23 protein-coding genes are annotated in these 26257 nt (G+C 73.9%); 7 read left to right on the forward strand and 16 right to left on the reverse strand.

Features of this window, described 5'->3' with window-relative positions; genetic code table 11:
• Positions 1-6: 6 nt before the first annotated feature.
• Positions 7-297 (forward strand): DUF6510 family protein, encoded by a 291-nt coding sequence (locus AC1DW8_RS03840; protein ID WP_056775007.1) that lies wholly within the window; start codon positions 7-9, stop codon positions 295-297.
• Positions 298-408: 111 nt separating this feature from the next.
• Here AC1DW8_RS03840 and AC1DW8_RS03845 read toward each other — a convergent pair whose 3' ends face one another.
• The 3 genes from AC1DW8_RS03845 to AC1DW8_RS03855 form a co-directional block, all read right to left on the reverse strand.
• Positions 409-936 carry a hypothetical protein gene (locus AC1DW8_RS03845; protein ID WP_478092007.1) on the reverse strand — a complete coding sequence of 176 codons (528 nt, stop codon included), beginning with the start codon at positions 934-936 and terminating at the stop codon, positions 409-411.
• 53 nt (positions 937-989) lie between these two features.
• A complete protein-coding gene (locus tag AC1DW8_RS03850; RefSeq protein WP_478092009.1) occupies positions 990-6527 on the reverse strand; it encodes an ATP-binding protein in 5538 nt (1845 codons plus the stop codon).
• Positions 6528-6638: 111 nt separating this feature from the next.
• Positions 6639-7541 (reverse strand): aminoglycoside phosphotransferase family protein, encoded by a 903-nt coding sequence (locus AC1DW8_RS03855; protein ID WP_478092011.1) that lies wholly within the window; start codon positions 7539-7541, stop codon positions 6639-6641.
• 120 nt (positions 7542-7661) lie between these two features.
• Between AC1DW8_RS03855 and AC1DW8_RS03860 the strand changes: the two genes are divergently transcribed.
• The 3 genes from AC1DW8_RS03860 (at position 7662) to AC1DW8_RS03870 (ending at position 9800) form a co-directional block, all read left to right on the forward strand.
• Positions 7662-8063: a hypothetical protein gene (locus AC1DW8_RS03860; RefSeq protein ID WP_478092013.1), complete on the forward strand. Its 402-nt coding sequence runs from the start codon at positions 7662-7664 to the stop codon at positions 8061-8063.
• 56 nt (positions 8064-8119) lie between these two features.
• Entirely contained in the window at positions 8120-8728 is a 609-nt protein-coding gene (locus AC1DW8_RS03865; RefSeq protein WP_478092016.1) for a thymidine kinase, read from the forward strand.
• 118 nt (positions 8729-8846) lie between these two features.
• Positions 8847-9800: an alpha/beta fold hydrolase gene (locus AC1DW8_RS03870; protein ID WP_478092018.1), complete on the forward strand. Its 954-nt coding sequence runs from the start codon at positions 8847-8849 to the stop codon at positions 9798-9800.
• Here AC1DW8_RS03870 and AC1DW8_RS03875 read toward each other — a convergent pair.
• Complete coding sequence (locus tag AC1DW8_RS03875) at positions 9795-10427, reverse strand: uridine kinase family protein (protein ID WP_478092020.1); 633 nt, start codon at positions 10425-10427, stop codon at positions 9795-9797. The two genes, AC1DW8_RS03870 and AC1DW8_RS03875, sit on opposite strands and share 6 nt — an antisense overlap.
• Before the next feature lie 66 nt (positions 10428-10493).
• Here AC1DW8_RS03875 and AC1DW8_RS03880 point away from each other — a divergent pair, with 66 nt between their 5' ends.
• Complete coding sequence (locus tag AC1DW8_RS03880; RefSeq protein ID WP_478092024.1) at positions 10494-10907, forward strand: RidA family protein; 414 nt, start codon at positions 10494-10496, stop codon at positions 10905-10907.
• Here AC1DW8_RS03880 and AC1DW8_RS03885 read toward each other — a convergent pair.
• The 6 genes from AC1DW8_RS03885 to AC1DW8_RS03910 form a co-directional block, all read right to left on the reverse strand.
• Complete coding sequence (locus AC1DW8_RS03885) at positions 10900-12066, reverse strand: VWA domain-containing protein (RefSeq protein ID WP_478092026.1); 1167 nt, start codon at positions 12064-12066, stop codon at positions 10900-10902. The two genes, AC1DW8_RS03880 and AC1DW8_RS03885, sit on opposite strands and share 8 nt — an antisense overlap.
• Positions 12063-14273: a DUF5682 family protein gene (locus AC1DW8_RS03890; RefSeq protein WP_478092028.1), complete on the reverse strand. Its 2211-nt coding sequence runs from the start codon at positions 14271-14273 to the stop codon at positions 12063-12065. Before AC1DW8_RS03890 ends, AC1DW8_RS03885 begins: the two co-directional genes overlap by 4 nt.
• A 19-nt stretch (positions 14274-14292) precedes the next feature.
• Positions 14293-15390, reverse strand: coding sequence for an ATP-binding protein (locus tag AC1DW8_RS03895; protein ID WP_478092031.1), 1098 nt, complete (start codon positions 15388-15390; stop codon positions 14293-14295).
• Complete coding sequence (locus AC1DW8_RS03900; protein ID WP_478092033.1) at positions 15387-16907, reverse strand: DUF5691 domain-containing protein; 1521 nt, start codon at positions 16905-16907, stop codon at positions 15387-15389. The genes AC1DW8_RS03895 and AC1DW8_RS03900 overlap by 4 nt, the downstream gene beginning before the upstream one ends.
• Positions 16904-18211, reverse strand: a complete 1308-nt coding sequence (locus AC1DW8_RS03905; RefSeq protein ID WP_478092035.1) for an SWIM zinc finger family protein — start codon at positions 18209-18211, stop codon at positions 16904-16906. Before AC1DW8_RS03905 ends, AC1DW8_RS03900 begins: the two co-directional genes overlap by 4 nt.
• 71 nt (positions 18212-18282) lie before the next feature.
• The gene (locus tag AC1DW8_RS03910; protein WP_056774975.1) at positions 18283-18537 is read right to left on the reverse strand and encodes a MerR family DNA-binding transcriptional regulator; all 255 of its coding nucleotides are present in this window, start codon (positions 18535-18537) and stop codon (positions 18283-18285) included.
• A gap of 144 nt (positions 18538-18681) precedes the next feature.
• Between AC1DW8_RS03910 and AC1DW8_RS03915 the strand changes: the two genes are divergently transcribed.
• A complete protein-coding gene (locus AC1DW8_RS03915) occupies positions 18682-19374 on the forward strand; it encodes an SDR family NAD(P)-dependent oxidoreductase (RefSeq protein WP_478092039.1) in 693 nt (230 codons plus the stop codon).
• Here the strand turns inward: AC1DW8_RS03915 and AC1DW8_RS03920 are convergent.
• Positions 19364-21553 (reverse strand): acyltransferase family protein, encoded by a 2190-nt coding sequence (locus AC1DW8_RS03920; protein ID WP_478092042.1) that lies wholly within the window; start codon positions 21551-21553, stop codon positions 19364-19366. The two genes, AC1DW8_RS03915 and AC1DW8_RS03920, sit on opposite strands and share 11 nt — an antisense overlap.
• Positions 21522-22799: an MFS transporter gene (locus AC1DW8_RS03925; RefSeq protein ID WP_478092044.1), complete on the reverse strand. Its 1278-nt coding sequence runs from the start codon at positions 22797-22799 to the stop codon at positions 21522-21524. The genes AC1DW8_RS03920 and AC1DW8_RS03925 overlap by 32 nt, the downstream gene beginning before the upstream one ends.
• Positions 22800-22870: 71 nt before the next feature.
• Here AC1DW8_RS03925 and AC1DW8_RS03930 point away from each other — a divergent pair, with 71 nt between their 5' ends.
• The gene (locus AC1DW8_RS03930) at positions 22871-23800 is read left to right on the forward strand and encodes a LysR family transcriptional regulator (protein ID WP_478092046.1); all 930 of its coding nucleotides are present in this window, start codon (positions 22871-22873) and stop codon (positions 23798-23800) included.
• On the opposite strand, the gene AC1DW8_RS03935 is transcribed toward AC1DW8_RS03930, so the two are convergent.
• From AC1DW8_RS03935 to AC1DW8_RS03950, 4 genes are all read right to left on the reverse strand, one after another.
• Positions 23784-23960 carry a hypothetical protein gene (locus AC1DW8_RS03935; RefSeq protein ID WP_156415520.1) on the reverse strand — a complete coding sequence of 59 codons (177 nt, stop codon included), beginning with the start codon at positions 23958-23960 and terminating at the stop codon, positions 23784-23786. The two genes, AC1DW8_RS03930 and AC1DW8_RS03935, sit on opposite strands and share 17 nt — an antisense overlap.
• A gap of 102 nt (positions 23961-24062) precedes the next feature.
• Entirely contained in the window at positions 24063-24731 is a 669-nt protein-coding gene (locus AC1DW8_RS03940) for a cobalamin B12-binding domain-containing protein (RefSeq protein ID WP_056774961.1), read from the reverse strand.
• Between the two features lie 153 nt (positions 24732-24884).
• Positions 24885-25127 (reverse strand): hypothetical protein, encoded by a 243-nt coding sequence (locus AC1DW8_RS03945; protein ID WP_478092049.1) that lies wholly within the window; start codon positions 25125-25127, stop codon positions 24885-24887.
• A 62-nt stretch (positions 25128-25189) separates the two neighbouring features.
• On the reverse strand, positions 25190-26182 hold the full coding sequence (locus AC1DW8_RS03950; protein ID WP_478092051.1) for an SMP-30/gluconolactonase/LRE family protein: 993 nt from the start codon (positions 26180-26182) through the stop codon (positions 25190-25192).
• Positions 26183-26257 lie beyond the last annotated feature (75 nt).

The raw sequence follows: 26257 nt of genomic DNA on the forward strand, positions 1-26257 counted from the left end.
CCTCCCATGACGATCCCCGACGGTCCAGGGCCCACGGCGGCATACGACGGCAACCTCATGGCCGGCCCGCTCTCGGAGCTCTTCGCGCTCGACGTCACGGTGGCCGTCGTCCACTGTCGCGGCTGTGGCGCGGACGCGGAGGTCGCGACGCTGCGCGTCTACGGGCCCGAGCCGGGCCTCGTCGGTCGGTGCCCGGGCTGCGACGACGTGCTCGTCCGGGTCGTCCGCACTCCCGACGCGGTGTGGCTCGACCTCGGCGGCGTCACGTCACTGCGGGTGCCGGCCCCGAAGCGCTAGCCGGGTCAGCTCAACGGTGCGGCGTCGTGCCACAGGTGCGCGTTGCAACGCGCACTCCTGCCGTCGGTGACCATCTCCCGCGCCACCGCGCACCGCTGCCGGTGACCCTGGTCAGCTGAGCAGGGCGTGGATGCCGATGGCGGCGAAGGCGCCCACGGTGAGGACGATCGTGGCGATGCCGACGACGAGAGCGCCACGCTGCTCGGTGTTCATCCGCTCCGTCCAGCCGAGCTCCTTCGCCACACCCCGGATGAGGTCGCGTCCCTCGCCGGCCCGGAACGAGTAGTCGACGACCTTGCCGACCCGACCCGTCCCGGCGTCGACGCCGAACTCGACGCGCCGCGAGTAGCTCATCACCCGGCCACGCTTGAACGACCTCTCGGCCGAGAGCGACGCGGTCCCGCCGCTGTAGCTGACGGTGTTGTCGACGTCGGTGATGCCGTAGCGGCCATCGTCCCTCAGGTGCACCTCGTGGGTGAAGACGCGCTTGAGCCCGTGCGCCCGCGTGATGGTGAGCCACCGGGCGTCGGCGAGGTCGATCGTCAGGTCGAAGCCGTACGGGCGCTCCGCGACGGCATACGGCGTGCCCTCGGCTGCCGCGCGGGCACGCTCGACGAACTCCTGCGTGCTGCTGCTCATGTGCTCCCCTGTGTGTCGGTGGTGGGCGCGCGGGACGCCGCGCGCCCACCCGGTCAGCCCTGCAGGCCGGCCTCGATCGCGGCGATGATGCGCGGACGCATGTCGTGGGCGTCGATGACGGCGTCGACCGACCCGACCGAGACGGCGCGGTGGATGCTGTGCACCGTGTCGAACTCGGACGCGACCTGGCCGAGCTTCTCGGCGCGCACCGAGCTGCGCAGCTCGGCGAGCTCCGTGGCCAGCCGGGCGCGCTCGACGCCGCTGGCCGACGCGACCTGACCCTCGAGCTCGGTGACGCGCGGGTCGGACGCCGTGCGGGCGTCGACGTCGCGCGAGAAGACGACGGCCGCCGCCGGCGCACCGCCGAGCACCGACGCGAACGACCCTTCGATGGCCAGCACCGTCATGCGCGGGTTGAGCGTCTTGGAGAAGACGACGAACGCGCCGCCGTGGTAGCGGGAGACGACGGTGAAGACGATCGGGCCGTCGAAGTTGACGATGGCCCGGCCGATCTCGGCGCCGTACTCGAGCTGGAGGCTGCGCATCGACTCGGGTGAGCCGTCGAAGCCCGACAGGTTCGCCAGGACGACGACGGGGCGGTTGCCGCTCGCCGCGTTGATGGCGCGCGCCACCTTCTTGCTCGACCGCGGGAAGAGAGTGCCGGCCGTGTACGTGTCGGGGCCGTCGGTGGGCGGGAAGCCGCGGCGCGGCACCGACTTGGACTCGATGCCGATGAGGCACACGGGGATGCCACCGAGGTGGGCGTCCTGCACGACCGCGGTCTCGGCGTCGGCCATGCCGGCCCAGCGCTCGAGCGGCTCGCGGTCCTGGTCGCTGACGGCCCGCATGAGAGTGCGGATGTCGAACGGCTTCTTGCGGTCCGGGTTGGTGAGCGAGCTGAAGATGTCGCCGACCGTCTTGAAGCCGGAGTCGGCCAGCTCGTGCGGGTAGAGCGTCACGTCACGGTGCGACGGGTCGCTCGTCGTGACGCGGCGCGGGCCGGACTCGCCCGGGCTGACGTAGGCGTGCTCGTAGTGCGCCATGAGGATGGCCCGGGCACCCGCGAGGTCCTTGGCCCAGTACTGCGCCTGCCCGTTCGGGCCCATGACGCGGTCGTAGCCACCGATGCCGAAGTTGTCCTCGGCCGAGACGCCGCCGGAGAAGTCGAGCGACTGCTTGCCGGTGAGGACCATGGCGCTGTCTGGGGTCATGACGAGGATGCCCTTGGTGTGCATGAGCATCGTCGCCTCGGCGTTCCAGTAGGGCTGGGCGCCGACGTTGATGCCGGCGACGACGATGTTGATCTCGCCACCCGCCTGGGTGAACTCGATGATCCGCTTGAGGGCACGGGCGACCCAGTCCATGTTCTCGGTGCCGGAGTCCATCGAGATGCGGGCACCGGCGGACAGGGAGTACCACTCGAGCGGCACCTGCATCCGCTCGGCGAGGTCCAAGGCCGCGATGACCCGGGCGCACTCGGCCTCGGCCACGGAGCCGAGCGACCGGAGCGGGTCGCCCGAGAGGACGACGCGCGTCACGCCCTCGGGGTGGCGGACCGTCGGCGAGCTGACGACGGCGACGATGATGCCGGCCTTGTTGAGGCCCTGCGGACGGTCGACGGGCACGAGCGTGCCCGAGTCGTCGAGGTCGTGCTCGAGCACCGTGCCGCCGTCGCCGGCGATCATCGACTGGAGCTCGTAGGGGTAGACGAGACCACGGCGTCGGGCCCGGACGACCTTGGAGGCGTAGTCGTCGAGCGGCTTGAGCGGCTCGGTGGGCGGGGCGCCCAGCGAGCCGGTGACGCCCGAGCCGGGCTGGTAGAAGAAGCGGCCCGCGATCGGGGCGGGCGCCTCGCCGGGTGCCCCGGCGACCTGCGCCTGCACGAGGACCTCCTCGATGCCGGCGCCGGCGGTGACGGGGGCGATCTTGCTCTGGAGCGCCGTCAGCTGGCCGAGGTCGGCCTCGATGGTCGGCCAGATCTGGACCCACACGTGGTTCATGTCGAGCCGGGAACCCTTGGCGCCGCGGCTCGCCCGGACCCGACGGATCGCCTCGAGGCAGTTGGCGATGGCGCGCTCGACGTGCGGCAGGCCCGACACCTGACCGGACTCGTCGCGCACGACGACGACCTGACGCACCTGCGCGAGGGCGACGAGGCGGTGGTCGTCGGGGTTGTCCTTGGCGACGCACTCGTAGAGCAGGACGTCCTCGGGGGCCTCGAGCCGCGTCACGTCGAAGGACGTGAGGCGCCACAGGTTGAGGCGGCGCCCGACCATGGGGTGCACGCCGCGGACGAGGCGGTCCTCGACGAGGGTGCCGTCGACGGGGCGGAAGGTGAAGTAGCCGACCGGGCGCCCCTGGCCGGCGCTCACGGCGACGGCGACCCGGCGTACGTCCTGGGCGAAGGGCAGCTGCTGGAGCAGCGCGGCGAGCTGATCGCTCGCGGCGTCCGGCGACTCGGGCTCCTGCGCCCAGCGCAGGTAGAGGTCGACGACGGACTGGAGCCCCGTGGGTCGCGACCACACGTCGTTGGAGACGGCCGCGTCGAGCGGGCTGCCCGGCACGAGCTCGTCGACCCCGCCGATCGTCGACGTCAGGTGCGTCGGACGCTCGTCGAGCGTGTAGTCGGCGACGGCGAAGGGCCGGTCGCCCTCGGAGAAGGTGCGCAGGCCGTGCAGCTCGTGCTCGCGGTAGTGCCGCTTGATGAGCACCTCGAGCATCGGCTCGTGCTCGGGTAGCCGCTCCGGCGCCTCCTCGTGGAGGCGCTCGGTGAGGAACCGGACGATCTGCTCGGGGATCGCAGCGAGCTCGTCGATGCGCGCCGTGTGGTCGGGTGCGTCGGGCTCGGCCGCGAGCGCCGCGAGCTTGTCGCGGACCCCGGCGAGGACGCTCTGGCGCTCCTCGTCGACGAGCGGCTGGTCGAACCAGCGGAAGCGGACGCTGCGGGCGAGGTCGCCGATGACGGGGAAGCGCAGCTGGGTCGCGACGACGAGCCGGTCGAGCGCGTCACGGGCTGCCGCGTCGAGCGGCGGCGCCGGGATCGGCTCGGCGAGCCACCGCTGGAGGATCGATGTCGCGAGCTGCACCTCGGGCGCCGAACGCTGCTGCGCGAGGAAGACGCGGAAGACCGCCTCCTCCAGGTCGGGCGTGCGCTCGAAGTCGGTGACGCCGTAGTGGCGCAGGACGCGGGCGAGCTTGTCGCGGAAGTCCGCCGAGAGACCGGCGCGGTCGACGTCGAGGCTCTGGAGGTAGGAGTGGAAGTGCTCGCGCGGGCTGTGGACGAGCAGCTCGGTGTGGCGCTCCTCGGCGGCCGGGCGGTTGCGGCTCAGCTCGGCGAAGTCGGTGAGCAGCTCGAGGACGTCGATCTCCTCGGCCAGTGGGATCGTGCCCTCCGCCGCGAGCTCGTCGCGCGCCGAGAGGTAGCCGGTGAGCACCCTGCGGTCGCCGATCGGGTCGCCGTCGAAGCCGAGGACGCTCGCGGAGAGGTCCTCGATGCCGCGGCCGACGCGCTCGCGCACGCTCGCCTGCCCAGCGTTCGAGTCGGGCAGGTCGAGGTCGACGGTCTCGGTGGCCACGGCCTCGGCGACCTCGGCCTCGTCGCCGGTGGGTTCGAGCCGCACGAGCGGTGCGCCGGTCTCGACCTGGCTGCCGACGGAGACGAGCAGCTCGCGCACGCGGGCGGCGAAGGGCGCCGGGAGGACCGTCTCCATCTTCATCGACTCGAGGACGAGCACCGGGGCACCGGCGGCGACCTCGTCGCCCACGGCCGCGGGGGTGGCGACGACGAGCGCGGGCGCGGGCGAGCGCACGACGCCGCCCTCGTCGCGGGACACGCGGTGGGTCACGCCGTCGACCTCGACGAGGTGGACGGGGCCGTGGGTGGCGGTCACGAGGCGGTGCGCGCGTCCCTCGACGACGATGCGGCCGGCATACTCGTCGATGCGGTCGAGCGTCGCGTCGACGACGTGCTCGTCGCCGCCGTTGGCGATGGAGACGCGGTAGCGGTGCGACGCGGTGCGCAGCACCATGACCTTGTATGCCGTGCCGCGCAGCTTGAGGTCGATGGCGCGGCCGACCGTGTGCTGCACCTGCGGACGGCCCCCGCGGGCCGACTCGAGCAGGCGGGCCCGCTCGATGGCCTCCGCGTCCTCGTAGGCCTCGATGCCGGCGGCGACGAGCGCGACGCCGGAGTGGCGGTGCGACACGAGGCGGCCCTCGGCGCGGACGCGGTCGATCCAGCCGGTGTCGGCGGAGCCGTCGATGATCTCGGGCTGGTCGAGCAGGTCGAGGATGAAGCTCTTGTTCGTCGAGCCGCCGTCGATGACGACGGTCGTCTCGGCCATGGCGCGCCGCAGGCGGGCGAGGGCCTCGTCGCGGTCGCGGCCGTGGGCGATGATCTTGGCGATCATCGAGTCGAAGTCGGCGGGGATCGAGTCGCCTTCTCCCACACCGGTGTCGACGCGGATGCCGGGACCGGCCGGGAACTGGAGCAGGCTGATGCGGCCGGGGCTCGGGGCGAAGTCGCGGTCGGGGTCCTCGGCGTTGAGGCGGGCCTCGACGGCGTGGCCGCGCTGCGTGGGGCGGCCGCCGGGCAGGTCGTCGAGACGCCCGCCGTTCGCGACGTGGATCTGGAGCTTGACGAGGTCGGTGTCGGTGACGACCTCGGTGATCGGGTGCTCGACCTGGAGGCGGGTGTTGACCTCGAGGAAGGCGAAGAAGCGCTCGCCCGGGTGGTAGAGGAACTCGACGGTCCCGGCGCCGGCGTAGCCGACCGCGATGGCGAGCCGCTCGGCGCTGGCGCGGACCTCGTCCTCCTGCTCGGGGCGCAGGACGGGAGAGGCGGACTCCTCGATGACCTTCTGGTTGCGGCGCTGCACCGAGCAGTCGCGCACGCCCACGGCCCACGCGGAGCCCTGGCCGTCGGCGATGACCTGGACCTCGATGTGGCGGGCGCCGGTGACGAGCTTCTCGAGGAAGACGACGCCCGAGCCGAACGCGCGCTGGGCCTCGTCGCGGGTGCGCTCGTAGGCATCGGTGAGGTCGGCGTCGGAGTCGACGCGGCGGATGCCGCGGCCACCACCGCCGGCGGTCGCCTTGAGCATGAGGGGATAGCCGATGCGTGCGGCTGCTGCCTTCGCGTCCTCGAGGGTGTCGACGCCGCCGCGGCTCCACGGCGCGACGGGGACGCCGACCTCCTCGGCGATGAGCTTGCTGCCGATCTTGTCACCGAGCTTGCGCATGGCATCGGGGCTCGGGCCGATGAAGGTGACGCCGACGCGCTCGCACAGCTCGGCGAAGGCGGGGTCCTCGGCGACGAAGCCCCAGCCGACCCACGCCGCGTCGACCTTCGTCTCGCGCAGGGCGCGCTCGAGGACGGCGTGGTCGAGGTAGGGGCGGGCCGAGGCCGGTCCGAGGTCGTAGGCGTCATCGCTCTCGCGCACGAACATGGCCCGCCGCTCGCCCTCGGTGTGCAGGGCGACCGTCTCGATGCGGTGGCCGTCGCGACCCGCGGCGGCGTTGAGGTCCCGCACCGCGTGGATGAGCCGCATGGCGGCCTCGCCGCGGTTCACGATGGCGATGCGCGAGATCATCGGTGCTCCTTCAGACGGGGGTGGTGTCGCACCCTGCAGCCTTCCACGCCTGCCCGGTGACCGGCGAGTAGACAGGCGCGGAGTCGTGGGGTGCGTGGTTCGGCCGGTCGGTCATGCGAGCTCGGCGACGACGGCGCGCACCATCTGACGGCCGTGCTCGGCCATTCGCGGGAAGGTGTGCCGGTAGTAGTCGATGCCGGTGAGCGACGGCGCGAGAGCCCACCCGCACGCCCGGAGCCACGTGGCGTCGTCGGGGCAGACGGTCTCGCGGTAGAGGTCTCGTGCGTCTCCCGTGAAGGTCCACAGGGCGGCGGCGACGTCGGGAGCCGGGTCGCCGACACCGAGGGCGCCCCAGTCGATGACGGCGACTAGGCGGCCGGTGTCGACGACGAGGTTGCCGGGCTGGAGGTCGCCGTGGATCCACATGGGGTCGCCCTCCCAGTCCGGGGCGGAGACGCAGATGTCCCAGGCGCGCTCGGCGGCGTCGAGGTCGAGGGCGTCGCCGTGGCCGCGCAGCCGCTCGAGGCCGGCGCGCGCCGCCGCGTCGACGTGGGAGAGCGGGGTGCCGCGCGAGCCCGGTGGCTTGGTGGGGCCGCCCGTGGCGTCGACCTCGCGCAGTCGCAGGGCGAAGTCCGCGACGTCGCGGGCGAGAGGGACGTCGTCGGAGCCGAGGCGCGGCGGGGTCGTGCCGTCGACCCAGGGGACGACCGACCACGCCCACGGGTAGTCGTCGGACGGGCGTCCGAGGTGGACGGGGACCGGCACGCCGACGGGCAGGTGCGGTGCGAGACGAGGGAGCCACCGGGCGTCGGAGTCGGCCTGCTGCGCGGCCCACTCGACCTTGGGCATCCGCACGACGAGCGCGTCGCCGAGCCGGAAGAGGACGTTGTCGGTGCCCTCGACGTCGTCGGGGAGGGCCGTCACGGGCCGCTCCGCAAGCTGCGGGCACTGGTCGGCGAGCAACCGTCGGACCAGCTCGGGAGTCGCGCGGACCTCGTCCTCGTGCATGGGCATCCCGGCACGCTAGGCGGCGAGCAGCGTCCCTGGCGACTGCTTTCCGGGCGAGGCGTCGACCTTGGGAGTACCTTCGCCTCACCGGCACAGGGGAGCGCCACGGACGACAGGGGCAGTCGCATGGACGAGACGGTGACGAGCACGACGCGGGCGGAGGCGCCGGACGGGCTCGGGCAGCCGGGGCAGCGCGGTCCGGACTCGCCTCTCAGCGGCGTGGAGCGCTCAGTGGGTCGCCCCGTGAGCGTGGGCCTCGTGCTCCTGCTCGTCATCGCCAACACCATCGGCTGGCTGTGGTTCGTGGGCCACCAGGACGAGCAGTTCCAGATGCTCCAGTCGCAGGTGGGGGCGGTCGACGTGTCCGTGCCGTCCACCCAGACCGACCCGACGCTGTGCTGGCTCTTCGGAGCGCAGGCCCGGGCCGCCGGTCACGCCAAGGAGCTCGTGGGTCAGGTGACCACGTCGGGCACCGTCGACGCGTGCATCGAGAACGTGATCCGAGGCGCCAACGGCTACGGCCGCTGACCCGGGTGCGAGGCGATGCCACCGACTGACACCGGGGGCCGATAGCGTTCTCGCCCGTGACCACGATCGACGACGTCAGGCAGGCCGTCCGCACCGCGTCCGAGGTGTCGCTCGACGTCGTCCTCGGGCCGATGAAGTCGGGCAAGAGCCTCGCGCTCATCTCGCTGCTGTCACCGCTGCAGTTCACGCGGGTGCGACACCGCGTGTACCAGTCGGAGCGGCACGTCCGCGACAGCGGCGTCACCTCCCGCAGCGGTGGTGTGCTCGCGACGACGAAGGTGCGCAGCCTGCACGAGGCCCTCGACGAGCAGCTCGACGTCGTGGCCGTCGACGAGGTGCACATGTTCGACCTCGACGACGTCGCGGTCGTCGGCCAGCTCCTGCGTCGCGGCACCCGTGTCGTCGTCGCCGGCATCGACCTCGACCACCGCGGCGAGCTCTTCGCCCCCGTCCGGGCGCTGCTCGAGCTCGGGCCCGACACCGTGACCTACCGCCGCGCCGTGTGCGACCAGTGCCGCGACTTCAGCGCCACGCACACGCAGGTCCTCCGCTCGGGCGAGCCCTTCCTCGACAGCCTCGGCGGCTCCGAGGCCCTTCCGGACGACGGCACCTTCACCTACGAGGCACGCTGCCGCTCCTGCTTCGTGCGGCCCGCGTCGTCCTGAGCCGGCGGCACCCGGGCTCCTGTCCGGCTCTGTCGCCGCGCGCACAGACACGCGTCCCCTGAACGGTCATCCTCGGGTCGAGGACGCAACGCCCTCGCTCTCGCAGAGGGAGACCGAGATGGGAACCACGACCGGACGCAGGCACCGGACCGGAACCACGCACGGCCTGAGGTGGCTGACCGTCGTGCTCGTGATGGCGCTGGCACCGGCCCTCGCGGCCTGCACGTCCGGCTCCGCCGGTGCCGGCGCCGTGACGACCCCGACCGCACGAGCAACCCCCACCGTACGAGCAACCCCGACCGTGCGAGCGACCCCGACCCTCGAGCCCGAGCGTGACGTCGTCGTTGCCGGCCGGCACCTCAAGGCCCGGTGCGCCGGCAGCGGCCCGTCGGTCGTCCTCGTGGCCGACTACGGACTGGCCATGGACGACGCGTGGGGCACGATCCCGCAGACCCTCGCGACGCGCGGCCGGGTCTGTGTCTATGACCGACTCGGGATCGGACGGAGCGACTCGGTGCCCGACCGCCAGACCTTCGCCAGCCTCGCCGACGACCTCGACGGAGTCATCTCGGGGCTCGGGCTGACACGGCCCGTCGTCGTCCTGGGACTCGCCATGGGGGCTCCGATCGTGCTGACGTGGATGAGCCGGCACGAGTCCGACGCCAAGGCCGTCGTCCTGCTCGACCCCGTCCCCCCGGGCTACTTCGGACCCGCCGGCGCCCTGCTCAGGCTCCTGCCGCCGAAGGACCCGAGCGACCCTGAGCTGGGCAGCGTGTGGGCCGACCTCGGCCGCTTCAACGCGGTCGCGACGAACAAGGAGAGCCTCGACCCGACCTCGTGGACGGCCTACGAACGGCTGCCCGTGACGTCCACGCCGCTCTACGACCTCGTCGGGGCGCAGGTGCAGCCGTGGCCGGCGGCGGTCGACGGCAGCAAGATCGACGGTGTCTGGAGGCAGTACCAGCGCCGGGTGCTCGCGCTGTCGTCGCAGGCCGAGCTCCGGATCGTGCCGAAGCCCGACGACTGGCCCGCGACGATCAGGAGCACGCTCGAGCGCGCGCTGCAGTCATGACCGAGGACCGCCCGGCGCCACCACCCAGCCGCCAGCGTCGCCGCTGACCACGAGGTCGGCTCGCTGCCAAGGACGGTCGCCGGCGAGGAAGGGCTCCTCGGCCGTCATCCACTCGTCCCAGAATCGCTCGGCCTCCGCACGCGTGCGACCGAGCTCGACGTCGCGCCGCAGCCCGCGCTCGCGCGCCTCGTCACGGTCGGCCTGCACCCAGACGACCACGTCGGCGTGGAGGGCCAGCGACGCGCGGCCCGCGCCGACGCCCTCGAGGACGAGCACGCGTACGCCCTCGGGGACGGTCACGGAACCGTCGCGCCCCTGCGCGGCCCAGCCCGGCGGTCGGTGGTCGACGAGCTCGCCGCGCCGCCAGGGCCCGATGACGTGCTCGAGGGCGACGTCGTCCCACGCGATCGCGTCGTGGTGCCAGGCGAGGTCGTCGGTGTGGACGACAGCACCGCCGAGCAGCGTCGCCGCCCGCTCGGCGAACGTCGTCTTGCCCGACCCGGACCGGCCGTCGACGAGCAGGACGCCCCGTCCGTCCGGGAGCAGGGTCCCGAGGAGCGTCTCGATCGCGGCATCGTCGACGGGACGCCACGGCCCCGCCTCGGTCTCCTCGGGGTGCAGTCGCATGGCGTGAGTATGCCGTCCGGTCGCGTCGGTCACGGTCAGGTCGGCTCGCGCACTAGCGTCCTGACCATGAGCCGACCCACCAGCGCCGTGCGCCTCATCAGGGCCGCCGCGCTCACCGACACCGCGCCCTACGCGTATGCCGCGACGACCGACGCCGGCGCCAGGCTCCTCTTCACGGCGGGAGCCTGCCCCCTCGACGAGTCCGGTGCGACCGTGGCGCCCGGCGACGTCGCAGCCCAGGCCCGGCAGTGCGTGGCCAACCTCGTGACCGCTCTCGAGGCCGCCGGCGCGACGCTGGGGGACGTCGCCTACACGCGCGTCCTCGTGGCGACGGCCGTCCGCGAGGACCTCGTGGCGGCGTGGACCGTCGTCCACGACGCCTTCGGCGAGCACGAGGTGCCGAGCACCCTGCACGGCGTCACCGTCCTCGGCTACCCGGACCAGCTCGTGGAGATCGAGGCCGTCGCCGCGCTCAGGTAGCCGGCTCGGCCTCGTGGGTCGTGACGATGTCGTTGGCCGCGGCCCAAGCCGTGATGTCGCGCTTCTCGATGGCCGTCGCCATGAGGTCGGGGAACTGATCGGGCGTGCAGGCGAAGGCCGGCACCCCGACGGCCGCGAGGGCCGAGGCGTGGTCGGCGTCGAAGCTCGGCCGGCCCGAGTCGCTGAGCGCGAGCAGGGCGACCATCGTCGCGCCGGACGCGACGATCGAGGATGCACGTCGGACCATCTCCTCGGCGATGCCGCCTTCGTAGAGGTCGCTGATGAGCACGAGGATCGTCTCGCCCGGCTGCTCGATGAGGCCCTCGCAGTAGGCGAGCGCCTGGTTGATGTCGGTGCCTCCGCCGAGCTGCACGCCGAAGAGCACGTCGACGGGGTCGTCGAGCTCGTCGGTGAGGTCGACGACGGCGGTGTCGAAGACGACGAGGCGGGTCTCGACCGACCGGAGCGAGGCGAGCACCGCGCCGAAGACGCTGGAGTAGACGACGGACTCGGCCATCGAGCCGGACTGGTCGATGCAGAGGATGATCCGCCGCTCGACCCGGTGCGCCCGCCGGGCGTGACCGACGAGCCGTTCGGGCACGACGGTGCCGTGCTCGGGCTGGTAGTGCTTGAGGTTGGCCGCGATGGTGCGGTTCCAGTCGATGTCGGACGCCTTGGGGCGCCGGGTGCGTGACGCCCGGTTGAGCGCGCCGGAGACGGCCTGGACCGTCTCGGAGCGGAGCCGCTCCTCGAGCTCGTCGGTGACGACGCGGACGACCGCCCGCGCCGTGGCGCGCGACCGCTCGGGGATGACGCGGCCCAGCCCGACGAGCGTCGTGACGAGGTTGACGTCGGGCTGCACGGCCTCCATGAGCTCGGGCTCGAGGAGCAGCTGGGTCAGGCCGAGGCGGTCCATCGCGTCGTGCTGCATGACCTGCACGACCGACGACGGGAAGTAGCCACGGATGTCGCCGAGCCAGCGCGCGACGCGCGGCGCCGACGCCCCCAGACCGCTACGGCGCTCGCCGTCGTAGAGCTCGCGCAGGGCCTCGTCGCGCTTGAGGTCGTCGGGGTCGAGGCTCGCGCCCTCGCCGATGCCGTCGGACTGCTCGCCGCCGAGGACGAGGCGCCAACGGGTGAGCTGGTCGCGGTCGGTCATGACGCCACCTCCATCCCGAGCAGGCGGGCGACCGCGGCGATCGCCGGTGCCGCCCGGTCGAGGTCGAGCGAGTCCGTCGACGACGGGGTCGTACGCGTGCCGCTCGCGAGGTCGCGCAGGTGCGTCCCGATGAGGCGGCGTTCGGCGGGTTGGTAGCGCGAGAACGTGCGACGCACGAGGGGCAGGAGGTCCTCGAAGGCCTCCTCGGACGCACCCACGAGCCACTCGTCGATGATCGAGAGCAGGTCGTCGCCGTGGATGAGGAGCAGCGCCTCGCCGGTGAGGAAACCGTCGAGCCAGGCCGCGGCGGCCGGGGCCGGGGTGCCGGGGGAGAGCCGGCGGCTCAGGCGCGCGGCCGCCTCGTCGTGCGTGAGGTGCGAGCCGTCGAGCAGCAGCCGGTTGACGCGTCCGGCGACGGCGCCGTGGATGACCTCGTCGCGACCGACGCTCACGAGCGCCTCGGTCCACGGGTCGCGCAGGTCGTCGCGGTCGACGAGCGCCACACCGCGGTGCGCCGCCTCGACAGCGGTGCGCATGGCGGCCGCGCTGTCGTCGTCGAGGCTCGAGCACGCGGCGCGGAGCCCGACGGACGCACGCACGACGACGGTCTGGAGCACGTGCGCCACGTCGGCGACGTCGACGCCGCGCACGTCGCCGTAGCGGCACGTCCGCGCGAGCGGCTCGACGGTCTCGAGCAGGGCTTGGGTGTCGTGCTGTCGGGCCGTGCGCTCGGCCAGCGCGGCCACGACGGCGCGCAGTCCCTCCGGCAGGTCGGCGAGCAGGCACTCCTCGATGAGCCGCCCGAGGACGCGGAGGTCGGCCGCCTCCCCCGCCTCCTCGGCGATGCGGGACTCGGCGGCGCTGCGGACCGTCGTGCCGTGGAGGCTCGCCTCGATGACGGCGACGGCGAGCTCGGGTGTCCACTCGAGCTCCCAGGCCTCCTTGAAGGTGCCCGTCGTGCGGCCGGCGTCGACCTGTGTGCCCCACGGGACGTCGAGGACGGCGAGTCGGTGCAGCAGCACCGACCGGGCGAGCTGGGACTCGCGGCGGAGGTCGAGCTGCACGACCGTCGAGGTCGCGGACGCCTTGAGCCGCAAGGTCTTCTGCTGCTTGGCGAGGTCGCCGGCCAGTGGCACCATCGGCGTCGACTCGGGCACCCTCCCGAGCAGCTCACCGATGACGAGGGTGCGGTCGACGAGCCGCAGGGGCAGGTCGGAGCCCTCCGTGAGGACCGCCCGGGCCGCATCGGTCAGCTCGGCGAGCCCGACCGACGGCCTGCCCCGCACGACGGCGAGCGCGCCCGCGAGGCGGGTCGCCTCGACGACCGAGGCGGTCGACGCGTCGAGGTCCTGGCCGCGCAGGGCCCGGGCGACGCGGACGAACCACGACGGCACGACCTCGTCGTCCGGGGTGACGAAGAGGTGGTGGTACCACCCGGGCGAGCGGACCCCCGCGCCGTAGCCACTGGCATACGACAGGCGCTCGGAGCTCCACGGCGCCCACGTGGCGGCGACCTTGATCTTCGGCAGCTTGCTCATGAGCGCGTTGTCACGGCTGGCCGGCGGGAAGGATGCCGGGTCGAGAGCCGGGGCGTGGTAGGCGCCGCAGACGACGGCGATGCGCTCGCGACCGCCCCGCATCTCGGCACGGATCACCTTGCGCATGAACGCCTCTCGCCGCGCGTCGTCGTCGACCTCGAGGTCGCCCCGGACCCCCTCCATCGCCTCGCGCAGGTGGGCGAAGTGGGCGAGAGACGACGTGCGCCGGTGCTCGACGGCGTCCTCCCACCAACGCTCGGGGTCGTCGTAGCCGGCAGCCGACGCGAGGGCCGAGATGGGGTCGAGGCGCCGGCCCGGACGACGCGGAGCGTCCTCGGCGTCGCTGTCGGCGAGGTGGTGCGTCGCGGGCAGGTCGGCGAAGCGGACGTCGACCCCGTGCTCGAGGGCCCACCGCAGCGCGACCCACTCGGGGGAGAAGACGGCGAACGGGTAGAACGCCGCCCGCCTCGGCTCGTCGACGGCGTAGACGAGCCCGGCCACCGGCGGCACGAGGTCGGGGTCGGCGGCGAGCGGGATCAGCGCGTCGAGCTCGGGCGGCCCCTCGATGACGACGACGTCGGGCAGCAGCTCGTCGAGGGCGCGCCCGACGGAGCGTGCGGAGCCCGGACCGTGGTGCCGGACGCCGAGCACCTCGACACGAACGTCCACCCTAGGAACGCTCACGGGCTCAGCCGAGCTCGCGGCACGCGCGGTAGAGGTCGGTCCACTCGGTGCGGTCCTTGACGACGGTCTCGAGGTACTCCTGCCAGACGATGCGGTCCTGGACCGGGTCCTTGACGACGGCGCCGACGAGGCCGGCCGCGACGTCGTCGGCCCGGACGATGCCGTCGCCGAAGTGGGCGGCGAGCGACAGCCCGTTGGTCATGACCGAGATGGCCTCGGCGGTCGACAGCGTCGCCGACGGCGACTTGACGGTGGTCCGGTGGTCGGCGGTGACCCCCGAGCGCAGCTCGCGGAAGATCGTGACGACGCGCTCGATCTCGGCGAGGGACTCGAGCCCGGGCGGCAATTCGAGCGAGCGGCCCAGCGAGTCGACGCGGGTGCGGACGATCTCGACCTCCTGCGCGAGGGTGTCGGGCAGGGGCAGCACGAGGGTGTTGAAGCGGCGCTTGAGGGCCGACGAGAGGTCGTTGACACCCTTGTCGCGGTTGTTGGCGGTGGCGATGACGTTGAAGCCCTGCTGCGCCTGCACCTCGGAGTCGAGCTCGGGGATCGGCAGGTGCTTCTCGGACAGGATCGTGATGAGGGCGTCCTGGACGTCAGCCGGGATGCGCGTCAGCTCCTCGATGCGCACGAGGGTCCCGGTCTCCATGGCCCGCATGACCGGGCTCGGCACGAGCGCGCCGCGCGTCGGCCCCTCGGCGAGCAGGCGCGCGTAGTTCCAGCCGTAGCGCAGCGACTCCTCGGGCGTGCCGGCCGTGCCCTGGACGACGAGCGTCGACGAGCCGCTGACGGCGGCCGCGAGGTGCTCGCTGACCCATGTCTTGGCCGTGCCCGGCACGCCGAGGAGCAGCAGGGCCCGGTCGGTGGCGAGCGAGGCGACGGCGACCTCCATGAGCCGCCGTGACCCGAGGTACTTCGGGGTGATCTCGGTGCCGTCGTCGAGCGTGCCGCCGAGGAGGTAGGTCGTGACGGCCCACGGCGACAGCCTCCATCGCGGAGGGCGGGGGCGGTCGTCGGAGGCAGCGAGGGCGGTCAGCTCGGCGGCATACGCGTCTTCGGCGTGGGCGCGCAGGACCGTGGTGGGAGAGGGTGATTCGCTCATCTGAAGGCCTCGGTGATCGATCGCTTGACGGAGTGGAACTGGAGCAGGTGGCGCAGGTTGGTCGTCAGGGTCTGGTCGGCGCCGCTGGACTCGAGCCAGCGCTCGACGGCGTCGAGCGCGGCGGGGTGCAGCCCGGCGACGAGGTAGGGCATCGTCGCGACGACGATCGCCGAGCCCTGGGGTGCGGCGCGGAGCCGGGACACGAGGGCGACGCTGTAGTCGGCCGACCACGGGGGCTCGACGGCCGCGATGACGGCGGCCGCGTGGTGCGGCTTGGTGCGCGTCGCGTCGACGCGCCTCAGCACGGCTCGCTCACGCAACTCACGCGGAAGGGCGGGCACGAGCGTCGGGTCCCAGCCGCCGTCGAGGAGCGCCGCCGCCCACTCGGGGTCGCGTCGGACTCGCACGGCACGGCGTATGCCGGCCAGGGCGTCCGTCGCCTGCGCGTCGGTGAGGCGCTTGACCGTCGCCACCGGACCCGCGCCGGTCAGCTCGGCCCAGAGCTCGAGCGGGGCGCCGGCGCAGAGCTGCTCGAGCCACCAGCCGCGGGCGGAGCGGCGCAGCGGGGGCTTGCCGAGGCCGTCGCGCACGGCTGCGTCGTCCGGCTCGTCGGGCAGCCGCACCTCGACGCCGCGACCGAGCAGGCCGGTGCGCTGGACGAGCGGTCGCAGGCGCGCGGCCATGCGAGCGGCGCGTGCCGAGTCCGGGAGGGCGTCGAGCAGCTCGGCCGCCAGCTCACGCACACTGGCGGCCCGGTCGTCGAGAGCGTCCTCGAGGAGCGGCTCGTCGTCGGGGCCGAGGGCGATGCGCAGGGTGTCGAGGTGTGCGCGTCGGTCGCGCGCCGCGTCGGTGGCCCAGGTGGAGCGGACGAGCTCGCGCGCCGCAGCCGGGTCGTGAGCCCGGACACCGGTGAGCACGGTGACCCGGTCGGTCGAGGGCAGGCGGGCCCAGTCGTCGGCCCGCGGCGCGGCGCCGGTCCGGCGCGAGGCGGTGCGGGCCTCGGCGCCCGCGGAGGCGTCGGCGACCCACGACCACTCGTCGCGCAGCCCGGCGAGCCATCGGCCCCGTTCGTCGAGCACCGCGGCCGTCGGGCGCCGCAGCTCGCGCGCCCCGGTGGCGAGCGCGAGCAGCGTCGGCAGCAGGGCGTGCGGCACCCGGCAGCCGGCGTCGTCGGCGGCACCCAGCCAGTGCGCGAGCAGGGCGCTACGCTGTTGGGCCCCGGCCGGAGGCTGGGTCATGACGAGCTCGAGCAGCTGGACGGCCCGGCGCGGGGCCACGGGACGACGGTCGTCGGGGGCGGCTTCCGGTGGGTCGGCGTGGTCGAGCCGGCGCCCCGCGCGCAGGGCCGCGCCGCCCAGCGCGGCGGCGTCGAGGAGGGCCTCCTCGCGGGAGGACTCGCCGGAACGTCCCAGGACACCGGCCCGCCCGAGGTCGGGCAGCGGGGGCGCCGGCCGGCGCGCCGTGCCCAGCAGCGCGGCGTTGCCGACGTCGCGCCACCACGTGTCGAGGTCGCTCACAGCCCGACCACCTCGCCGTCGAGCACGACGGTGAGCGGCCGCAGGCGGGTCTCCTCGAGCTCGCCGAAGACGCGCGCCGGTCCGCCGCCGGTCAGGGCGAGCAGCGACCACACGTCGGCGTCGTCGGTCAGGGAGACGCTCGCACCGTCCGCGTCGACGACCCGGTCGACTCCGACGCGCACGTCGGACAGGACGACGGGGATGCGGCGCGCCCACGGGTTGCGGCCCCAGGCCTCGGCCGCCGCCGACCGCGCGTCCTCGAGGGACGCGCCGGACGGCATACGCACGTCGCCGTCGGAGACGGTGGGCTCGTCGACGAAGAGGGCCCGCCGCACGGCGGCACCCGGGTAGCGGGCCAGCGTCGCGTCGAGCCCGGATCCGACGACGCGCGCGACCGGCAGCACCTGGCCCCCGGCCGCGAAGTCGAGCACCTGCACCGTCTCGCCGGTGGCGCTCCCGCGCAGCCACGTGCGCTGCTGCTGGAGGCGGCCGTCGTCGCTGCGGTGCGCGCCGAGGACGAGCCAGCGGTCGGTCACGGCGTCGGCCCCGCGCACCGACTCGGTGCTCGTCGACCAGCCGAGGTAGGCGCGCAGGTCGCCGAGCCGGGCCTCGTCGAGGGACTCGCGTCCGGACCAGGCCCGGGTGGCGGTCCACCAGCGACCGAGCGCGACGAGCAGGCGCTCGGCCCAGTCGGGGCGACCGCTCACGGCGCCTCCGACCGAGCGCACGTCGTCGGCGAGTCCGGGCAGCTGGGCGTCGACGAGGCGCGCGGCCGTGCCGTCCCACCACGCGTAGGACTGGTGCCGTGCGGCTGCCGTGCCGCTGCGCGCGAGGTCGGTGAGCCACCGCGCGAAGTCGTCCATGCCGTCGTCCATGAGGGCGAGCCGCTCCTCGAGGCGCTTTGCCGCGGCTGTGGGGTCGGGGGTCCTCGCCGGGCGGGCGGCGTCCCCGGCGGCCTTCGCCTCGGCCCGGGCCGAGCGCTCGGCGGCCCACTCCTGGGCGAACCCGGCCACCTCGGTCGCCTCGGCGACGGACCCCGACCCGTCCACCCAGAGGAGCAGGAGCGCGAGCCCGTGCTTGCACGGGAACTTGCGGCTCGGGCACGAGCACCGGAACGCGGGCCCGGTGAGGTCGATGCTCACCTGGTAGGGCGTCTTGCCGGAGCCCTGGCACTTGCCCCAGAGCAACGTCTCGGTGGAGCCGGTGTCGGACCACGGCCCGGGGCGCGCGAGCCTCCGGGCAGCGGCCAGCGACGAGGCGTCGGGAGCCAGACCGGCCACCTGCTGGGAAGTCCATCGCGTCATGACTCGCACATCATGACCGACACCCCCCACACCCGTGGGCGGAGCGCCGTATGCCGTGTCGCCGCGTGCGGTCAGGCGTCGCCGGTCGAGCTTCGGCTGCGGTCCGCGTCACCCTCGCGCACGAGCCGCTCCAGGTGGGCCATGACGCTGGCGCGCTCGAACCGCCGGTGGCCGCCGGGCGTCCGGGTCGAGGTCAGCAGGCCGACCCGGGCCCAGCGGGTGATGGTGGCCGGAGAGACCCGGAAGATCCGGGCGACCTCGTGCGGAGCCATGAGCTCCCGGTCGTCACCGTCGTGCCCGCGGCCGGATGAGTGTGCTGTCGCCATGGTGCTGCCCCCGTGTCCCCTGTGCGCTGCGTCCCCCGACGCGCGATCGACCACAACATACCCACCTTCGCAGCCGTCCGTCGGCGAACCGAGCGACCCGGGGCGCACCTTCCGGCCGGCCGTTCGCCGGGTGATGATGGCCGGGTGACCGACCTCGCCTCTGCGCACGTCCTCGTCCTCGGCGCCACCGGCGGCCTCGGCAGCGCGATCGCGAGGCGTCTCGTGGCGTCCGGCGCCCGGGTCAGCGTGTCCGGTCGGGACGGAGCCCGTCTGGAGGCGCTCGCCGACGAGCTCGGCACCGCCGTCGTGACAGTCGTCGCCGCCGACCTGACGATGCCCGACGGACCGGCCTCGGTCGTGCGTGCCGCGAGTGGGGACGCAGCCCTCACGGGGGTCGTCAACGCGGCCGGTGTCGTCGCTTTCGGCACGGTCGAGGACCTCGACGACGACACGCTCGACGAGGTGCTCCTGCTCGACCTCGTCGCGCCGATCCGCCTCGCCCGTGCCGCCCTCGCGGTCATCCCGGAGGGTGGCTTCCTCGCGCAGGTGAGCGCCGTCGTCGCCGAGAAGGCGATGCCCGGGATGGCGGCCTACAGTGCCGCGAAGGCGGGCCTCACCGCCTTCGACGCGGCTCTCGCGACCGAGCTGCGGCGGCGACGCATCCGGGTCCTCGACGTCCGTCCGCCGCACACCGAGACGGGTCTGGCGACCCGACCGGTCGCCGGCGAGGCGCCGAGGCTGCCGCAGGGGCTCGACCCCGACGCCGTCGCCGAGCGCGTCGTGCGGGCCCTCGCCGACGAGGAGCGCGACCTCCCGTCGACGGCCTTCACAGCCTGACGCCGGAGGCCCTGAGCAGATGGGCGAGGTCGGGGGCGAGCTGGCGGGCGTACTGCACCGACGTGTGGAGGTAGTCGCCCTTGAGCACCGTCCCGGTCGTCGTCGTGAAGATGGGGCACCGTCCGTCGACGCAGTACCAGTGGGTCGTGTCGACGAAGACGGCGTGCTGCACCTTCTTCTCGACGTCGCGCGTGCGCGCCCACCACGTCGGGATGCCGGTGACGCACCGTCCCGGCGACCCACCCGGCCGGTAGCAGTCGAGGAACGCGACGCCCGGCATCGACGGCGCGACGATGACGACGGTGCCGACGCTCCCGCGCACCGCGTCGACGAACGCCTGGTCGGCGGCCAGCCACTCCTTCGCCGAGGCCGCGCCCTTCGCGTGGGACGTGAGGCGGACGGCCCACGAGTACGTCTCGGTCATGATGAGGACCTTCGGCTTCACCTTCCGCACGTAGTCGAGCACCATCTTCCGGTGGTCGACGCAGGGGAGCGCCCACTCGTCCTTGCCGTAGTTTGCGTCGACGCCGTTGACGGCACAGGCGATCTTCGTCATGCCGCGCACCTTGTAGGTCCTGCCGTAGGCCTTCTCGACCGTCGCGAGGAGCGGGAAGCCGATGGAGTCGCCGTAGACGATGATCTCGGGCCCGGCGCGGTTGCCGAAGGTGCACGACTCGGGGTCCTCGGCGTCGGTCGCCGTGCAGGCGCTCATCGCGGCGCGCTGGTCGGCGGTCGTCTGCCACTGGTCGGGTGAGGGGTTGAGGTCGGTCGGCCACGACCCCGACGCGAGGGCGCCCCGGAGTCCGTCCTGGATGCGGGTTCCGCTGGCGCCCAGTGGGATCGGCGTCCAGCTCTTGGACGTGGGCGTCGGCGTGGGGGTCGGCACGGGGGGCGTCGTCCGGGTCGGTGGGCTGGTCGTCGCGGTGGGCGTCGGCTCGGGGGTCGGCGCCGTCGGCGCGGGCACCTCGCCCTCCGGAGGTGGGACGGCGCCATCGGGGTCGTCGGCCGCGACGACGGTGCCACCCGCGAAGAGGTCGGGTCGGGCCGACGCCGCCCCGCCGACCCCGACGACGAGGAGCACGAGCGCCAGGGCGGCGGCCACCATGCTGCGACGCCGCACCCGTGGCGCGTCGAGAACCGGTCGCTCGACGAGGTGGTGCGAGATGACGGCCAGCGCGAGCGTCGCCGTGAGGACGATCGCCGCGCTCGTCGCGCCCGTGGTCGTGAGCACGACCGGGGCGAGCACGACGAGCGGGAAGTGCCAGAGGTAGAGCCCGTAGGAGATGTCGCCGACGTAGCCGCTCACCGGGTTCGTCAGCAGCACCGCTCCCGGTGCCGGCGCACCGATCCCGGCGACGAGCACGAGCACGGTGCCGACGGCGACCCCGAGCGCCGCCGGCCAGGGGATGCCCGTGCCCGGCGTGACGAGGACGTATGCCGTCACGACCGTCGCGAGCCCCGCCCAGGACAGCGCGGTGCGGGCTGCGGGAGCCAGCCGGACGGCATACCGGGGCACGGTGGCGAGCGCGGCGCCGAGCGCGAGCTCCCACGCGCGGGTCAGCGTCGAGAAGTAGGCGGTCGTCGGGTCGGAGGAGGTCGAGGCGGCTGCCCAGACGAGGGACGCGACGCCGACGGCCGCCGCGAGGCTGCCGATCGCCACCCGGTGTCGGCGCACACCTCCCGCGACGGCGACGACGAGCACGACGAGCAGCGGCCACACGAGGTAGAACTGCTCCTCGACCCCCAGCGACCAGTAGTGCAGGAGCGGCGAGGGCGCCGAGCCGGTATCGAAGTACGTGTCGGCGCGGGCGGCGTAGTGCCAGTTCGCGGCGAAGAGCATCGCCCACAGGGCGTCCGTGTGGATCGAGGCGACCTTGGCGCCCGCCCACGCCCACGGCGTGATGGCGACGACGGCGGCGATGACGAGCAGCGCGAGCGGCAGGATCCGTCGGGCCCGGCGGATCCAGAAGGCGCGCAACGAGATCCGTCCCGTGCGGTCGCGCTCGCGGACGAGCACCCCGGTGATGACGAAGCCGGACACGACGAAGAAGGCGTCGACCCCGAGGTAGCCGCCGCTCGGCCAGCCGAAGAGGTGGAAGGCGATGACGGCGGTCACGGCCACGGCCCGGAGGCCCTGGATGTCCGCCCTACGCGGTCCCCCCACCGGACCGTCGCTCATGCGGGACAGCATGCACCGCGCGAGCCTCCGGGGAGACCGTAACGCCGGTGCCGATCCGATCGCGGCCGGGCAGCGCGGTCAGGGCGAGCGCCAGGGCGACCGCGGCGAGCACGACCACGGCGCCCACGACGGCGCGCCAGCCGGGTCCCGACCACGCGTAGCCGAGCAGCCAGCCGACGAGGGCGGACCCGCTGTAGTAGGCGACGTTGTAGAGCGCGGTCGCCTGGGCGCGCCCGGTCGTCGCCCGGGCGCCGACCCAGGCGGAGGCCGTCGCGTGGGCGGCGAAGAAGCCGGCCGTGAGGACGAGGAGGCCGACGACGACGACGGGCAGCGCGCCCGACAGCGTGAACAGGGCGCCGACGGCCATGGTCACGGTGCCCGAGGCGAGCACGCGCCGCCGCCCGAGACGCGGCACCCAGCGGCCGGTGAGGCGCGAGCTGACGGTCCCGGCGGCATACGCGGCGAAGATCAGCGACCCGACCGTCGCAGGCAGCGCGAACTCCGGGCCCTCGAGCCGGAAGGCGAGGTAGTTGTAGACCGCGACGAAGCCGCCCATGAGGAGGGCCCCCTGGCCGTAGAGCGCCAGCAGCGCCGGGTCCCGCAGGCTCGTGCGTATGCCGTCCACGACGGTCCGCGCGGTGGCTGCGGTCGTCGGTCGGTAGCCACGCGCCCGCGGCATGAGCCGCAGGAAGACGACCGACGCGACGGCACACACGGCGGCCACCGTGAGCAGGGCCGGGCGCCAGCCGACGACGCCCGCGAGCGGTCCGGCGATGAGCCGCCCGGCTGCACCACCGATCGTCGTGCCGGAGATGTAGGCAGCCGCAGCCGCTGCCGTGTGGCGGGCGTGCACCTCGTCGTGGAGGTAGGTGACGGCGAGCGCGGGCAGCCCACCGAGGGCCATCCCCTCGACGAGGCGCAGGGCGAGCAGGGCCTCGATCCCGGGCGCGAGCGCGACGGCGACGCCGAGCACGGTCGAGGCGATGATGGCCACCTGCATGGCGCGCAGCCGACCGACGCGGTCGGCGATCCACGACCACGGCAGCACCGCGACGGCGACGCCGAGGGTCGCGAGCGAGACCGACAGGGCCGCGTCGGCGGGGCTGACCTCGAGGCCGCGCGCGAGGGTGGGCAGCAGCCCCTGCGGTGAGTAGAGCTGCGCGAACGTCGCGATGCCGGCGGCACCGAGCCCGACGAGGATGCGGCGGTACTCGCGGCTCGCGGGGAGGTGTCCGGCCCAGGTCATGCGTTCGACGCTAGGTCGGTCAGGTCGTGCGCACCAATGCATGCCAGAGGCCCGACCCATACGATCAGAGCATGAGACCTGCCGATTTCCGGGCCGTCGTGCGGTTGCTGCCCGTCTTCGTCGTCGTCGCGGAGGTCGGCCAGGTGACGACCGCGGCCGCCGTCCTCGGCATGCCGCAGCCGACCGTCAGTCGGGCCCTGGCCCGCCTCGGGGAGCTGCTCGGCACCCCCGTCGTCGAGCGGGACGGGCGCGGGATCGCCCTGACCGCGGCCGGCCGGGCGCTGCTGCCCTTCGCGCAGGAGGGGGTGGGTGCGCTCGAGCGCGGTGTCGACGTCGTGACCGGGTCGAGCGTCGTCGGGCACGGCACGGTCGGTCTGTCGTTCCAGACCCTGCTCGGGGAGGCGGTCGTGCCGGCCCTCATCCGCCGATTCCGCGACCGCTTCCCGGGCGTGCGGTTCGAGCTGGCCCAGGGCTCACGGCAGAAGGCCCTCGACGACTTCGCGGCCGGCCGCTGCTCCGTCGCGCTCGTCGCGTCGCCACCGTCAATGCCCGGTGCGTCGACCACGGTGCTCTACGACGAGCCCCTCGTCGTCGCCGTGCACCGGTCGCACCCGGCCGCCGGGGCGGGCTCGGTCTCCGTCGAGCGTCTGGCCGCCGACGGGGGCGACGAGCTCATCGTCCTCAAGACCGGCTTCGGCCTGCGTGGCCGCGTCGAGGAGATCTACGCCGACGCCGGGGTGCCGCTGCGCGTGGCCTTCGAGGCCGAGGACGTCCACACCGCAAGGGGACTCGTCGGTGCAGGCCTCGGCGTCGCGATCCTCCCGGACTTCGCCCCGGAGGGCGACGTGGTGCCCGTCCGGCTCGACCACCCGCAGGCGCAACGGACCATCGGCGCGATGGTGCGCAACCCCGCGCACGACCCGACGATCGCCGCCTTCGAGGAGTTCGTGGGCCGGTCAGGGCGGCCGGTGGCGCTCGCCGCGCTCAGCCGGCCATCCTGACCACGACGGTGATGAGCCCGGCGACGAGGAGGGCGGCGGCGGCGATGCCCGCGAAGACGAGCCCGATCCGCTGGTCGCGCCCCGTGCGACCGGGTCCCTCCACGGGCTCCGACCCGACCTGGTCGACGAGGTGCTGCGGGCCGTTCGGTCCTGCGTTCATGGGAGCTCCATCGGTCGGGTCCTGCGGGTCACGGTGCCTGGGCACGGCAAACGAGCCTATCGCCGAACAGGTCACGCGCGCGGTGGGCAGGCCGGCCTGTCGTCAGACAGCCGTGGACTCGTCGATCTGCGTGGCGGACTCGCCGAGGGCCTCGTGGAGGGTGCGGGCGCCGCGGACGGGATCGCCGTCGAGGCGGGTCGCGTGGCACAGCTGGGCGACCTCGTCGGTGGCGCCAGCCGCGGCGAGGTGTACCGGCGTGGACTTGGCGACGCGGCGCAGCGCCGGCGCGTGGGCGGCGAAGGCCGTGGCCCGGCGTGCCGCGACGACGACGACCGCGGGCTGGAGCGTCCGGCAGGTGAGGGCGAGCTCGGCGGCGGGCGTGTCGGCACCGAGGTAGCAGGTGCGCCAGCCGAGGCGCGAGAGCACGATCGAGGTGGCCATGAGCCCGAACTCGTGCTGCTCGCCGGGCATGCAGGCGAGCACGGCGAGGGGGCCCTCGGGTCGTTCGTCGGCCCCCATGAGCACCGAGAGCCGCGAGCGCAGGACGTTGCTCGCGAAGTGCTCCTGGGCCACGCCGATCGACCCGGCCGACCACCGTTCACCGAGTCCGTGGAGGTAGGGGAGCACGACGAGCGAGAGGGCGTCCTCGACGCCGAGCCCGTCGAAGACCTGGGTGAGGATACGGTGCCCGCCGGTCTCGTCGAACGCCTCGAGCGTCTGCTCGAGGTGGTCCATCCACTCGCGGGGCGTGGTGCGGCGCGGCGTCGGCATGGCGGGATCCTCGCGGGTGGGACGGGGACCCGGGACGTCACCCGGGTCCGAACTGACGCGACGTACCCAGTCGGGCCGTTGTCCCCACCGGCCGTGACCGAATCGTGGCCCGGGGCGCCGGACCACCCCTGCGAGCAGGCTCGACGGGTGGCGCTAGAGGTCGCTCATCATCGAGACGGAGCACGACCCGGCCCGTGTGGGCACGTGGTGCGGCGTCGGCGCCGACGGCAGGCGCACGTCGGCGAGCGAGGTCGTGACGAGCGGGGCGACCGGAGCCACCGTCCGGGGTGCGGCGACGGCCGACGATCCGGCCAGGGCCGTGAGGGCGACGAGTGCCGAGCCCGCGACGGCGGTCAGGGCGCTGCGACGGGTCAACCTGCTGCGGCGCGTGTCCATCTGTCCAGTGTGCGCCCGTCCGGCCGCCGGGTCCATGGGGGACCCGACGGCATACGTCCTCGTCATCCGGCCGGGAGGCGGGTGACCCAGAAGGGTGCCGTGTCGGGTGAGGGGATCCCGAAGCGGGCGTTGACGACCCAGAGCGACCCGAGCGCGGCCGTGGCGGTCGACGGCACGTCGAGTCCGGCGTCGGTGAGCGTGGCGACCCACCGGCCGCGCAGCTCGCCGGCGTGAGTCCGGAGCCGCACGACGCTGACGTCCTGGGGGCCGCTCCCGCGCACGTTGTAGAGGGTCCGGCCCACGAGCTCCAGCCCGTCGCCGCTCGTGATCGGCGGTCCACCGGTGACGGCGATCCGGCGGGCGACGCCGGATGCCGGGTCGACCTGCCAGAGACCGCCCACGCGGCTGTGGTTGAGGACGATCGGTCCGTGTGGGAGGGTGCGGATCCCGTTGGCGTTGAAGGTGTTCGGGGGACTCGTCGGCCAGTCGCCGATGAGGTTCACGAACTCGGCCGGGGCCCGGGACGGGCGGCCGTGGCGGGTGAGTCGCACGATCGTGAGGCGGTCGACGTTCGAGTCGGTGGCCCACACGGCGCGACGGGTGACGACGAGGTCGTTGAGGAAACCCGCCCCGGGGACCACGGTGTCGCCGACGACGGCTCCCGACCGGGCGTCCACGGCCCAGACGTGTCCGACGGTGCCGAGCGAGCCCACGGCCCAGACGAGCCCGGTGCGGGCGTCGAAGTAGAGGCCGCGCAGCGACCGTCCGGCCTCGGGGGCGAGAAGGGTGCGGACGGCTCCGGTGCGGAGGTCGCCCGTCACGATGCGGCCGTCGGCGACGGAGCCGACGTAGAAGGTCGGCCCCGGCCCGGACGTGATGCCCTCGGGGCGGGTCCCGACCGGGAGGTCGATGCGCGACGGGAGGCGGCCGCGGCTACGGCCCTGCTCGGCGGAGGCGACGGGGGCGGTCAGGGCGGTGACGGCGACGGCAGCAGCCGAGCCGAGGACGAGGCGACGCGAGGGAGTGCCATGGTGCACGGCGTTGTGGTTGTCCATCCTCCATGGTGAGCGGACGGCCGACCGGAAATCGAGGGGCGGCCGGTGAACCTTTGACCCGGGTGTGTCGTTGCA

The sequence above is a fragment of the Terrabacter sp. P2_E3 genome, from assembly GCF_056403915.1.